The organism is Candidatus Goldiibacteriota bacterium (assembly GCA_016937715.1).
Lineage (GTDB): Bacteria > Oederibacteriota > PGYV01 > PGYV01 > PGYV01 > PGYV01.
The window spans coordinates 1-13,343 of the sequence record JAFGWA010000062.1 but is presented as its reverse complement, the minus strand read 5'-3'; the positions used below and the strand labels follow the sequence as shown (position 1 = coordinate 13,343).

Annotated in this window: 16 protein-coding genes; all 16 read right to left on the bottom strand. The window is 39.8% G+C overall.

The annotated features are described in order from the left end of the window. Positions 1-133: 133 nt before the first annotated feature. Positions 134-727 carry an MBL fold metallo-hydrolase gene (locus tag JXR81_07135; protein ID MBN2754625.1) on the bottom strand — a complete coding sequence of 198 codons (594 nt, stop codon included), beginning with the start codon at positions 725-727 and terminating at the stop codon, positions 134-136. 198 nt (positions 728-925) lie between these two features. After that, complete coding sequence (locus JXR81_07130; GenBank protein MBN2754624.1) at positions 926-2,740, bottom strand: glycosyltransferase family 39 protein; 1,815 nt, start codon at positions 2,738-2,740, stop codon at positions 926-928. Between the two features lie 242 nt (positions 2,741-2,982). Further along, a complete protein-coding gene (locus tag JXR81_07125) occupies positions 2,983-4,218 on the bottom strand; it encodes a hypothetical protein (GenBank protein MBN2754623.1) in 1,236 nt (411 codons plus the stop codon). 21 nt (positions 4,219-4,239) lie between these two features. Continuing rightward, positions 4,240-4,815: a C40 family peptidase gene (locus JXR81_07120; protein ID MBN2754622.1), complete on the bottom strand. Its 576-nt coding sequence runs from the start codon at positions 4,813-4,815 to the stop codon at positions 4,240-4,242. Positions 4,816-4,826: 11 nt separating this feature from the next. Then, a complete protein-coding gene (locus JXR81_07115) occupies positions 4,827-5,288 on the bottom strand; it encodes a C40 family peptidase (GenBank protein MBN2754621.1) in 462 nt (153 codons plus the stop codon). Continuing rightward, positions 5,285-5,926 (bottom strand): DNA repair protein RecO, encoded by a 642-nt coding sequence (gene recO / locus JXR81_07110; protein MBN2754620.1) that lies wholly within the window; start codon positions 5,924-5,926, stop codon positions 5,285-5,287. Before recO ends, JXR81_07115 begins: the two co-directional genes overlap by 4 nt. Positions 5,927-5,929: 3 nt before the next feature. Then, the gene (locus tag JXR81_07105) at positions 5,930-6,331 is read right to left on the bottom strand and encodes a hypothetical protein (GenBank protein MBN2754619.1); all 402 of its coding nucleotides are present in this window, start codon (positions 6,329-6,331) and stop codon (positions 5,930-5,932) included. Continuing rightward, positions 6,328-6,822, bottom strand: coding sequence for a methylated-DNA--[protein]-cysteine S-methyltransferase (locus tag JXR81_07100; GenBank protein ID MBN2754618.1), 495 nt, complete (start codon positions 6,820-6,822; stop codon positions 6,328-6,330). Before JXR81_07100 ends, JXR81_07105 begins: the two co-directional genes overlap by 4 nt. Then, positions 6,822-7,391, bottom strand: a complete 570-nt coding sequence (locus tag JXR81_07095; GenBank protein ID MBN2754617.1) for a LemA family protein — start codon at positions 7,389-7,391, stop codon at positions 6,822-6,824. The genes JXR81_07100 and JXR81_07095 overlap by 1 nt, the downstream gene beginning before the upstream one ends. Positions 7,392-7,412: 21 nt before the next feature. Further along, complete coding sequence (locus JXR81_07090) at positions 7,413-8,114, bottom strand: hypothetical protein (GenBank protein MBN2754616.1); 702 nt, start codon at positions 8,112-8,114, stop codon at positions 7,413-7,415. A 39-nt stretch (positions 8,115-8,153) separates the two neighbouring features. Beyond that, positions 8,154-8,900: a TPM domain-containing protein gene (locus tag JXR81_07085; protein ID MBN2754615.1), complete on the bottom strand. Its 747-nt coding sequence runs from the start codon at positions 8,898-8,900 to the stop codon at positions 8,154-8,156. A 95-nt stretch (positions 8,901-8,995) separates the two neighbouring features. Next, complete coding sequence (locus JXR81_07080; GenBank protein ID MBN2754614.1) at positions 8,996-9,397, bottom strand: hypothetical protein; 402 nt, start codon at positions 9,395-9,397, stop codon at positions 8,996-8,998. Positions 9,398-9,551: 154 nt separating this feature from the next. Next, positions 9,552-9,818 (bottom strand): hypothetical protein, encoded by a 267-nt coding sequence (locus JXR81_07075; GenBank protein ID MBN2754613.1) that lies wholly within the window; start codon positions 9,816-9,818, stop codon positions 9,552-9,554. Between the two features lie 115 nt (positions 9,819-9,933). Beyond that, on the bottom strand, positions 9,934-11,532 hold the full coding sequence (locus tag JXR81_07070; GenBank protein MBN2754612.1) for a DUF1957 domain-containing protein: 1,599 nt from the start codon (positions 11,530-11,532) through the stop codon (positions 9,934-9,936). Positions 11,533-11,535: 3 nt separating this feature from the next. Further along, positions 11,536-12,774: a DUF4912 domain-containing protein gene (locus JXR81_07065; protein MBN2754611.1), complete on the bottom strand. Its 1,239-nt coding sequence runs from the start codon at positions 12,772-12,774 to the stop codon at positions 11,536-11,538. Positions 12,775-12,898: 124 nt separating this feature from the next. Next, complete coding sequence (locus tag JXR81_07060; GenBank protein MBN2754610.1) at positions 12,899-13,192, bottom strand: integration host factor subunit beta; 294 nt, start codon at positions 13,190-13,192, stop codon at positions 12,899-12,901. Between the last annotated feature and the right edge of the window lie 151 nt (positions 13,193-13,343).

Genomic DNA, 13,343 nt, shown 5'->3' with positions numbered 1-13,343 from the left:
TAAGTTAAAACGCACTTTCTCATTTATTCATTTGAGTAAATTGATTATATTGTAATTATTATCCGTTGTCAATGGATAAATACAGGATTTTTATTGTAAAAAAATGAAAACAGCAGAAAAAAACCTTATAAAATCACTTGAGAAAATAGTTTATTTTATAAGCATCCCTAAGCGTAAATGGTGTGCCGTGACCCGGGTAAACCGTTATATCTTTATCAAATTTATCAAATATTTTAAGGCTGTTTTTAAGTTTTCTGGAATCCCCCGACGGCAGGTCTGTCCTTCCCACCGTATCATAGAAAAGCGTATCCCCTGAAAAAAGGATATCCCCTATCAGAATTACCATACAGCCCGAAGTATGCCCGGGGGTGTGATAGAATTTCATGCCGTTAACCCGCGCTTCGTTGCCCTCTATATAATTAATGTTTTTTACACTTATTTGCCGCCCTGTATAGGCGGAAAGATTGTATGCAGGAGTTGCCAGCAGCTCTTTTTCTTCAGCGTGAGCATAGATAATAGATGAATTGAAATTTTCTGCCGCAATTGTATGGTCGTAATGTCCGTGCGTAAGCAGGACATATTCAACTTCAAGTTTGTTTTCTTCAAGCAAAGATAAAATCCGCGGATATTCCACTCCCGGGTCTATTACTATGGCTTTATTATTACCCGTTTCCACAATATAAGTATTTTCCCCGTAATCTTCTGAAACCAAAGTATGAACTTTCATACTTTGTTAATCAAAATAAATGGCGTCATATGTATTTTTAGTGCCACGTATGCGTCTCCTGATTTAATAATTGGTTACCCAAGAAAAACAAAATCACTTTTTTTAAAAGATTAATTAAAATAATATATTACCAGAAAATTCGCCTAAAATTATACATTTCATTAAAATAATAATTTCTTCTGCCATATACAAAAACGTCTATTCTATATATTGTTTTATTGCTTTCCACCATGGCGCAAGACGTTCAGCATTACGAAAAGACTCAGCCGCCTGATCTTTATAACCGTACATTAAAGCTGTCTTTCCCTGATAATAATAAAAAAGTGCGTTTTTTTGTATTCTTTCTTCATAATTAAAGAACGACAAGTAGGCACATTTCGGATCATTTAACGCATAACAAGATTCAATCGCCTGCATTCTTAAACAGTTATTATAAAATATTTTATCGGGCGAATCAGGATTATTCAACTCCGATTTCCAGGCAAGCAATACCGCATCATCATAGCGATATTCCCACATCAGAACATTAATTTTTTTCAATGTAATTTTTAGATCTGAAAGAAGACGCGCCTGTTCTTCAGTCATAACCTTAATTTCATATATAAAATAAGGGATTTTCCCTGATACATTAGAATAAATGATTTTTATCTTTCTAACATTAAAAGCCTTCTCAATAAGATCTTTATTAAAAAAATCCGACACAATCCATACATCAGAGTTAATTGCCGGCATAATAATCTTCTTGCGGATGCTATTAAAGGCAATACCATTAATACCATAAGGAACCGCTTCATGCAACACAAAGGCCTGCTTTGAGCCGCTTCGTTTTTCTATGAAACTATTTATCTTCTCAATTGAATTATCGATTTTGTTGTTTGTTTCCCAGAAAAGATGCATCTCAACAAAAACAAAAAAGAAACTAAATAATGCCGTTAAAATAACAGGGTAAAAATATTTTGTTTCTATTAAAAACCTTACAAAAAATGATGTGATTATTAAAAAATATATATACATTACTATGTGCCTAAGGTGGTGATGCATGGCTCCATCCGGAACCAAAGACGCAAACGAGAAAATTAAACCAATTAATACTGTCAACCTGCTGGTTGTTCTAATTTTTTTAAATACAAAAATAACGCCTCCTATGAAAAGAAAAATCTCCGTGAATGACAATACAGAGAAAGTATTCGAAAACCCATAAGGAGTACCCATTGCTTTTGTAAGTATATTGGGCAACAGTTTAACAGCCAATATTACACGGTCAAATATATCCGCAGCAGAATTGAACCCTTCCGAAGACGTAATTCTCGAAATAGAATGAGGACACTTCATGTACAAAAACAAACCTACAGATGATAATAAAAACATTGCCGACATAAGAAAAATAAATTTTTTTCTGTTTAAACCTTTCCTGTTTATTATAGCTCCTAAAAACAATCCCGGCACAACAAAAAACCAGCCCGCGTAAGTAAAAAAACCCATAAAAAAAACAGCTAAGAAAGACACCATATCAGAATAGAGGCCGGTTCTTGATAGTTTAAACAAAAGACCCAAACATAAGGGAATAAGCAGCGGAAAGTAGCTGTTTGCAACCATATGTCTTGATGTATAAAGAGACAACGACGATAGCGCATATACTAACACCATCGAAAGCCCAAGTTCTTTATCCTGCATTTCTTTTCCTGCAAAATAAAAAGCAAAACAGGATAAAAGAAACAAAATATGAGGTATAATTCTTATATTTTCTATTCCGCCGGTAATAAAAACATATAGCGATATTATAGCACGCGGGACATAAGGAAGAGCTGAACCGTTAACCTGCATATAATTAAAAAAACTTCTTGAACCATCTATAAAAAAACCGGTAGCCACAGTATCGGCCCATTCATCCTGTATCTGATCATATGGTCCAAAAGGATCAACCATATGGAATATAACAAGAATAATTATTATCCACCCAATAAAAGTCCCGCTTATTTCCGATGTTTTATAACAATTATCATTTTTATACAACAAAAGTATTAAAGCACACAAGGCCGTTAAAATATTTATGTGCGATGATATGCCTGCAGATAACGTTCCCGTAACCATTAACGCAGAAAATATAAAGAACTTATACCCATTAATTGAAGTTTTTTCCATTATTGAATACTTCTCCTTTAGGAATCAAAAATAATCTTAATATTGATATATTATAAAAAAACAGAATCTATTACATCGCGCCGTTAACATCCGTTAGAAGAATTACTTGGCCCCTACCAGGTCTTAACTCCCTGCTGGTCAAGTTTCATAAGGAATATATCGCCGCTTAAATTTCCGGCGGATGAAGTTGTGCCAGCCATTACATAATCACCCTTTGAATCCTTTATTATAGAACTGCAGTTATCATCCTTGCTGCCGGCGTAAATCTTATACGAAACAGTATTGCCGTCAAGGTCAATTTTAGCCATGTAAACATTTGCGTCACATATTCCGTAACACCTTTTAGTCCCTGCTATTACATACCCGTCTTTTTCTTCAACGGCGTTGTATCCCACATCAGACTCTGCCGCGGGTAAAAATGCCGCCCAGCGGCTATTTCCTTTTGCGTCCGTCTTAAGAACAATTATATCCCATCCCATTCCTCTTCCTATATAAGACGTGGACTTTCCGGTTATCAGGTACCCGCCGTCTTTTGTTTCAATCACATTTGTTCCCACATCTTTTCTTACCCCGCCGTATGTCCTTGCCCATCTGCAGTTTCCGTCCGCGTCAGTTTTCATAAGTATAATATCCGTCTCGCCTTCTTTTTGTTTGTCAATATATCCCGTATAAACAAGCCCGCCGTCTTTTGCTTCAATTACGCTGTATGCCGTGTCCCAGCCGGCGCCGCCATAAATTGTATCCCATATTTTATTGCCTTTTTCATCAAACTTAAAAATATAAATATCGGAATTTTTTTCTTCATTAAAAGAACTTGAATATCCGGCTGCCACATAATTACCGTCACGCGTTTTTGTTACAGAATACGCAAATTCATAATTCTCGCCGCCATATGTCTTTTCCCATATTTTTTCCCCTTCGCTGTCTGTTCTTACTATATACGCGTCCATTTCGCCCGCGGTATCAGTACCGGTGCCCCCCGCTATGACATAACCCTGTTTATGCCCTTTAATTACCGCTATACCGTTATCTTTTCCGGCGCCGCCAAAAGTTCTTGTCCATAAAAGGCTGCCATCGTAATCAGTTTTAATAAGATATGCATCCGTAAGCCCCGCTCCGTAAGACGCCGTGTCTCCCACTGCCACATAACCATTATCCTCAAGAAGCGTCCACGCCCAGTCCGCCCTTTCTCCGCCGAATGATTTAAAAACCACCTCTGTCATATTGGCGGCCAGTTCAGGGCTTATTTTTGGTTTTGACGTAACCGCAAAAAATATGGCAACAGCAAACACCACAAAAACAATAAGTTTAATAAAAGTAACCTGGCTTTTTAACTTTTTTAAGTCCATTTTTACCCCCGCAGCGTAAATTTATTTTATATATCTTCCCGCTCCAAAAAACCTGGAACCCCAATAACTTTTATTTAAATCCGCGGTCTGAATCTGCTTTCCAATTCCGGGCGCGTGTACAAACATGCCGCCGCCTATATAAACACCGACGTGATTTACACCCATTCCCCGTGTATTAAAAAAAACAAGGTCTCCTCTTTTCAATTCCCTTTGAAGTATTATTGTGGCTTTTCTGTACTGCTCTGTTGATTTCTTGGGAATTGCAATACCCGCGGCCATATAAGCGTGCTGGGTTAACCCGGAACAGTCATAACCGTAATCATCTTCACTGCCTGTGCCGCCCGGCCAGTAGTCCTGCCCGATAAGTGCCATGGCCGCATTTACAATTTTTTCCCTTTTAGCGGCTTCACCCGTCAATTTAGGCTTCTTTTTTGCTTTTTTCTTTGCGGGCTTTTTTACGGCGTCTTTAAGCTGTGCTTCTTTTTCAATTTCCTGCTGCACTTCAAGATTATATAATTCAGCCCTGCTAATTATACCCGAAGATATAATAAAAGCCAGAACCAGAACCCCTGTGACTGCTGTTTTAAATAGTCTCATGTCATTACCTCTTAAAAGAAATGTCCGGCGCCCATATAAACTCTTTTCCAATAGACGTTTTCAAGTTCGTCTTTTCTTACAGAGTCGCCTGTTTTGGGGGCGTGAATAAACACACCGCCGCCTATATATACGCCCACGTGTGACACTCCGCCGCCGTTGGTATTAAAAAAAACCAGATCCCCTTTTTCAAGGTTTGACCTGCCTACCTTTTTTGACTTTGAATACTGCGACAAAGCAGTCCTTGGAATACTTATGCCCGCCTTTGAATACGCTTTCTGCGCAAGCCCGGAACAGTTCAATGAACCAGACTGATAGCTTCTGTTAAGCATATTCTTGGCCGCGTTTACAACGGCTTCCCTTGCGTTTGCATTCGGCCCCGAGGCCCTGCCGGCTGTCCCCGACCCTTTAAATGAAACACAGGCCGAAAACATAAAAAGGGATACAAAAAAGAAATAAACAATCCGCCTGTTCATTTTATGCTCCCGTAGAATTTCATGCTTTCCGGTTCTTCTTCAAGGACTGTCGTTATGTATGAATCCAGTATGTTATTAAGGGCATCTGAATAGCACCCATTATCCCCGCTGCCCATCTCTTTTAACTGCTCTCTGACGCAGGTTTCAACACAGCGGGCATCCAGAAATTCCGCGTCATCAGACGGATTAAACCCCGCGCATTTAAGAAGCTGGGCTTTAAACCTTGCGCCGTGCTCCGCCGCTTCTTTTACCCCGCAGGTTTCAACCGCCAAAAGAGTCTTTAAAGCAAGATTGTACATCTCTTTATTAATATCTTCCGGCTGCATAAATTTTTCCACAAGTTCTATGATGTAATAAGCAAGCGCGATTTTTTTTAAACTGCTTCTTATGCCGGCAAAAGAGTTATGCGGCTTTGCCTGTATAAGGGTAAAATAACGCGAATCAGGATTTTTTCTTGTAAGCATAAAATCGCTTAAACTGAAAAGTTCCAGCGAATTTTTAAAACGGCTGGCAGGTTTTCTGGTGCCTTTGGAAACAACGTATATCTTGCCTGCGCCTTCCGTAAAAACAGAAGTGACGTTGTCATTTTCCGCCCTGTCAAACCTTTTTAAAACAATACCGGAAGTTTTAATCTCCATCGTTTAGTAATATCCTTCCTGTATGTATGCCCCGCCTTCAGCGCCCGACATAAAACTTCCCGCAGCGGCCATCAGCATAAGAATAAACAGGCCAAACACAAACCCTACTGCCATAATAATATAACATTTGCGGGCAAAATCTTTATTTCCCTTATCCGGCTGTGAATGGTACAAAGTGCCTATAAGAAAACCAATTACCGGATTAAAACATAAAACATATACAAGAAATCTTAAAAAACCCTTAGGCGGATAAAAACCCGGCTGTTTTTCATTGACCGCGCAGGATACACAATAATGTTTCCCGTCTTTTACGCATACCTGTTCTTCAGGTATAAGCGCGCCGCAGTCCACACAGGCGGCTTTATAAACCGTTTTCTTCTGAACAGTTTTTACAGTTTTTTTCATGCAACTCTCCCTGTTAATTTTCTTTTTTCAATTTCAAGCAGCCTTAACTTCCATTTAATCCCTGCCGAAAAACCGCCAAGCCCGTTTTTTGCCAGTACCCTGTGGCACGGTATTATTACCGGCACGGGATTGCGTGACAAAGCGCTGCCCGCCGCCCTTGCGGCTTTAATATTGCCTGCCATGGCGGCTGCCTGTTTATACGTCACCGTTTCACCGCGCGGTATTTTTCTTATTGCATTTAATACCTTAACGGTGAATAACGGTAATCCTGAAAAATCCACATTAACATCCCTGAAACTTTCATCCTTACCCGCAAAATAACTTTCCAGCATTGCGGCTTCTTTAATACTTTTTCTTACAGCTTCGGGATACTTCTTATTCACCATCTTTTCAATTCCCGCAGCCGGCAGAAAAACTTCAACAACAGCGCCGTCTGAAGACAGGATAACGGCTCCCGTGCCGAATTTACTTTCAAATAAGCCGTAAACCATTAATTAAAATTTACCGCCGGAACTTCTTTTTTTGCTTCTTCCGCCTTAAAATAAACCTCTTTTTTCTGAAAACCAAACATGCCCGCTATTATATTTGCCGGAAATGTCCTGACAGTTGTGTTATATGCCTGAACAACATCATTGTACTTTTTTCTCTCAACAGCTATCCTGTTTTCAGATCCTGCAAGTTCATCCATTAATTTATTAAAACTTTCATTTGCTTTTAACTGCGGATAATTTTCCGCGATAGCTAAAAGCCTTGAAATAGCGGTATCCATAACCCCTGCCGCTTTTGCCTTTTCATCAACAGTTCTTGCTCCGGCAAGCCCCGCCCTTGCAGCCGCCACGTTTTCAAAAATTTCCTTTTCGTGCTTCGCGTACCCTTTTACCGTGTTTACAAGGTTTGGAATTAAATCACCGCGCCTCTGAAGGACATTTTCCACCTGTGCCCAGGCAGCTGTTATGCCTTCATCAAACTTAACCAGTTTGTTATAAACCGACCCAAAAATCATAGCCACAAGCAACACCAGTCCAAGAACCACCGCCAGTACTTTCATCCCGCTTTTCATCTTAAAATTCTCCTTATGTTTTTATTTTTTAAACCTGTCAATTATCAGGTTTACTTTCTCTATTTCCGCCATGTATGTGCTGAAAAACATATTCGCGTCCGCCACAGTTTCGCGCCCTTCTTTTAAAGCCAGCGCGTCCGCGAAAATACTGTGGTTCAATTTAAAGTTCTTCGGCATATTCATAATAATATCCCATTTCTTGGCAGGTACTTTTTTTCCGTACAGCCTTAATATGGCTTTAAAAATAACAACAAAAGTGGAAACAGAACCCCTGATAAGTTTTATTACATCCCTGCTGTTTCCGCCTGTAAGAATATATGCCTGCCTTAACCGCAGAATACTGCCCTTCATTTCGCGCTCTATTTCAAGCCTTAAGTGCTGCGTCCTTATCTTCATTTTTTTAAATATGTCGTCTCCAAAAAGCATTACATGATTTTCCTTTATATCAAGAAACTCCATCGGAAAAATATCATCAGCGTATTTTATCCTGTCATAAGTAAACAAAAGCGGAGCCGGATTTTTGGTTTTTATCCATTTCTTAAACGGCTCCGAAAGCGATTTTAAAGTTACTGTATCGCATTCCTTAACCACAATAAGAGTGTTTATGTCTGACGTCTTATAACTGTCGTTTGAAGCCGCCGAACCGTAAAGTATAAACGACTTAAGATTTTCTCCCAGCGCCGTCTTTACTTCTTTAATAAACTTTTCAATTTTTTTATCCATGTATCCTCCTGTGTATTTCATCCATATACGGCATGTTTACTACCATCCTCCCGACGCGCCGCCGCCGCCGGAACTTCCTCCTCCAAAACCGCCAAAGCCTCCGCCAAAACCGCCCCTGCCGCCGTAGCCGCCGCCACGCCCGCTGCTTAACAGATACAGCAGTATCCAGGGATTTTTTATTATAACGGGAATCATTATTATCATAAAGATAACCATAAGTATTTTTTCGCCTTTTATAAGCTGCCTTGCGGCACCCTGCGCGGAATATGCTGCCGGCGCCTGTACGTTTAATTCAACTCCCGCTTCAGCCGCGGCAATTGCGGCAAGCTGATATACCGCAGCATATATCCCGCCGGAATAATCATTCTGCCCGAAGGCCGGCACAATTGTCTCCCTGATTATGGAACCGGCCCTGCTGTCGGGAATTGCGCCTTCAAGCCCGTATCCAACTTCAATACGTACCTTCCTTTCGCTTAAAGCGACCAAAAGCATTATGCCGTTATCTTTGCCTTTCTTACCAATCCCCCATTTTTCAAAGAGCGTATTTGTAAAATCATTTAAATCATTACCCTCAAGCGAGTTAAGCGTAACAACAGCTATTTCCGCGCCGGACTGTGCCTGGAGCAGGTTTATAAGCGTTTCTGTCTTTAGCCTGCCGGCTTCATCCATTATACCAGCGTAATCATTTACCCACGCTGACGGCTTAAGTTCGTCTGTAGTTAAAGCAAAAACCGCCGTAAATAGCGCGGTTAATATAAATACATAAATAAATAATATTTTTTTCATGAGAAGATTATATCATATATGGAAGGTTTTTCAATAGAACTGACAGTTTTATAGGTCTTATAAGACTTATACGTCCTATATGTAGTATAAAAACCTTAAGACACTACAGCAAACAGAATAACATCAACAATACAGCCTGCCACAGCGCCAAGTAAGGCGCCCATTATCCCAAACAGAAACGCCCCATTGCGTACATGCGGTTCTGCATCTTTATATGCCGTTGTCGCGCCGATTGCCGTCCCCGCAATAAACACCGCAGACATAACAATTGTCAAAGCAGTATTTTCAGGGGAGTTTTTTGTTTTTAGTTTTTCTTTCTGTCCAAAAGCATCTATTTTTTCCTGTCTCTCTGCCATTTCATAAAATCCCGCCATTGGGTTCAGGTATTCAAGATAATTATCTTTTTTTTCAGGAACAAAATAAGAAGCAAGCGTGGCACATCCCGTGCAATTAAACAGAATAATTAAGGCGCAGCTTATTGTTATCAACTTTTTCATTTTTTACCCCTTACATTTATTTAAATCAAGTTGATATACTATAAGCATTTTTTATGCCGTAGTTTTTTTGATATTATTATGATTATTAAAGGATTTTATGGTTCTATCAGCGCATAGATATGCGCACCGGTTTTCAGATGCGCATTAAAAGTGTTTACTTGCCGTTCTTTTTAAACGCGGCTTCTATTCTTTTTTCAAGTTCTTCTTCCTGTTTAACTCCCTGCAGATCCACTTTCAGATGCATTAATGCCCTGACCATGGAACGGATGATTGTTGTTTTGGCCAGTTTGAAACCGCCTTTTGATTTTGCTTCGGAACCGAACTTTTCCAGATAATCATCAAGTTCTTTTGGAAGTGTTAATGAAACCCTGAAATAGTCCGCCTTCGTTTCGGTAGAAATGCCATTCTTTTTAGCCGCCATAGTATCCACCGCCCCTTGGTACCTGTCGATTGAAGTCCTGTTCTTGCATAAATAATACTATAAGAAAATGTTTTTGTCAAGTTTTTTGTCAATTATATATAATTTACAAAATTACTTAAGTAAACGATGTCCAATCAATACTAGGGAAAATATTATCCCTTAATTCTATTTCCATAAGGTATTCCGCATCAACATTTCCGGAGAGAAGCATATCGTTTATTTTATAAAAACGCATAATATGATTCTTAGTACGCTTAACAGCGTATTCAACCATAGTCTGTGTTCTCATGATAAATGCCCAGTCACTTGACTGCGCCAGAAGCACTTCCCTTGCCGCCTGTTTTAGCAGCCTCTCTGTCATCGGGTCAATCGGCTTAAATTTGTATTTAATGGCCAGATCGTGCATTTTTTCGTAAGTCTTGTGCAGGTGCCTGTATATCCAGTCGTTCGTGGAATTTAACCAGAATTCAGCGTAGCCTTTGGCTCCCCAGCTTGAAAAGGCCGGTGTTACCACCTGATTTTCCGGATATTTTTCAAGGTATTCAGACGGCGTTATAGTATCAACGGTGTTCTGGTCATAATGCATTTTTCTTAAAAGGTAATCAATAAAATTAGGGCCTTCATACCACCAGTGGCCAAAAAGTTCCGCGTCATAGGGCGCCACAATTACAGGCTTGCGTTTCATTACCGACCTTAAATGTTCCACCTGTTTTTCCCTGTTGAACATAAAATTGCCGGCATGCGTGGCGGCAGCTTCAAGCGCGTCATAATAATTATACGGCTGTTTCCCCGAAAGGTCCACGCCCCCTGTTATCTTGTGATATTTTATTCCCGTATTTACCCTTATCCCGCTTTCGTGTATATAAGGTTTTATATAATCATAATCCAGATCGTATCCTATATCGCGATAAAATTCCCTGTACCTAAAATCACCGGGATAGCCGGATTTGGCACTCCAGACCTGTCTGGAAGATTCCATATCGCGCCCAAAAGCCGCAACACCCGATTTGCAGTAAACGGGCGCAAAGACGCCATATTTTGGCCTGGGGTTTCCGTGCAGAATTCCGTGCGTATCCACCATAAAATATCTTATGCCATTATTTTTTAAAATCTCATCATCGCCCGGCGTGTAACCGCATTCCGGCAGCCAAATTCCCTTTGGCCTTCTTCCAAAAGTCTCTGTGTAATGATCAACAGCCACTTTTACCTGCGCGTTAGCCGCGTGCTTTTGCGGGTCAAGCGGAAGAAAACCGTGCGTGGCGCCGCAGGTTATTATTTCAAGTTTACCGGATTCCTGAATTTTTGCAAAAGCTGATACAAGGTCCATTTTGCATTTCTCTTCAAATACAAACCTGGCATTATGAAATTTTTCCCTGTAAATTTTCGCGGTTTCGTTAAAGTGAGGTTCAAATTTAGTCCTTGTTACTTCTTTTTCAATAAGTTCTATAAGCCTGTTTATGTGTTTTAAATAGCGCAGCTGAAGCATTTCATCGCGCATCATTGAAATTAAAGGGGGGGTAAGCGACATTGTTATCCTGAAATCAACACCATCATCAATAAGCTTATTGAAGGTATTAATGAGAGGGATATAGGTTTCTGTTATGGCTTCAAAAAACCAATTTTCTTCCAGCGGGTCATTATATTCAGGATGCCTTACAAAAGGCAGATGCGCGTGCAGTATTAGGGCTAAGTATCCCGAAGGATCCTTTTTCATAAATTACTTTTTGCTTCTTTCAACGGTAAAAGTTATTTTGATATTATCAATGCCGTCGTTTGATGTGGCTTCCACCGGAAGAACCATTACGCCGTCAGGCAGGTGGTATCTTGCCGAAAACGACCCGTCACTTTCAAGCTTTACAAGCTCGCCTTTTATTGTAAGTTTTGCGTCGCGTTCGGTTGCGCCGTATAATATAAGCTCTGTGTCAGCCACAAGGAAAAATTTGCGTTTCTTTTCCCCCGGCACACCCTGATTGCTTCCGTAAATTTCAGACCCGCCCTGAGATGACAGCGTCTCGTTAAGATTTAAACCCGCCCTTTCAGAGGCGCCAATACCACTTTTACCTCCGCCTGACAATTTAAATATTTCATCAAAATCTTCATCAACCGACATCCATTCTTCTTCAATAATTGTGGATACAGAATCCAAGGGAGTCCCTACCTGATTTGACCTTGCAATGGAAATAAAATGGCCGTCGGTGGTTTTAAAACCAAGCTCTACAAGATATGTTTTTCCGGCTTCCCATACATTTAAATACCAGTTATTAGCGTCCCCGGTTACGGAAATATCTATATATTTATTTGAATTTGTCCCGTCAAAACTGACCCCGGTAACATCATATACCCTTAATACAAGCCAGTGCCTTCCCCATTCATCTTTAACAGCGCGTGTATTCTGCGCCATTACTTCGGGAGAAATGTCCCAGTACGCGTAGCACCAGTAAGGGTCGCGCGCCATTAATACAAGTTTATTATCATAATAACGTTCGGGAAGTTCGCCTTCGTGCATACTGCCTTTTTCTATAGAAGCTTCATATTTTTTTAATTCATCACTTTTAGCCTGCGGCGCGTAAAACTTTGCGGCTTCCACTTCGCTTTCTTCATCTTCCAATACGGTTTTGCCGGAAAGAACGTCCGCCTTTGCCTTTTTTACTATAAGGGCTTTCTTTTCGGTATTAACTTCTTTATCCTGCTTTTTTACCGCGGATTTTTTAGCCGCAGGTTTTTTTACCGCAGGTTTTTGATCATCATTTATCTCTTTTTCTTCTTTTACCGGTGATAACTTTTTTACACTTTTTTTAACATCCGGTTTTTCTGTTTTTTTAGCGGCAATTTTTTCTTTAGATTTAATTTCAGCTTTATCGGATTTCCCGGAAACTGCTTTTGCAGCAGCTTTTTTAACTGGTTTTTCTTCCGATTTTTTCACAGCTGTCTTTTTTGTAACTTTTTTTGCCGCCACTTTTTACATCTCCTTAATTATAATATGTATTTCAAACGCCGGACAGACATCAGACGAAAATATTTTCCCGTCATGCAAAACAAAAATTACCGCAAAATAATCCCTCAGTTAATCTTTTTATTATTTATTGTGCTGCCGGAGGTTTCCCAAGCATTACTTCAACAAGTTCTTTGCCGGGTTTGAATTTAACAACTTTCTTTGCCGGAACTTCAACCTTTTCGCCGGTTTTAGGATTTCTTGCAAGCCTGCCTTTTCTTTCTTTAACAGAAAAGGAACCAAGGCCTGTAACGGAAATCTTTGTGCCTTCCTGTAATGCGTCCTGAGCAATTTTTACAAACTGATCAAGAACTTTTTCAATGTCTTTTTTGGGAAGCGCGATGTTTTCACCGATTTTGTCCACAATCTCAATTTTAGTCATGTTTATAGTGCCCTCCTTTTAATCTTTTTTATAGTATAGTTTAAAACCCCTTAAAAGTCAAGGGTTTTATAGCACGGGTTAAAACTAATCACTAAAAAAAAACGCCTGAAAACATTATTACTCTCTTTTTACGTTAAAAAACTGTAAATTC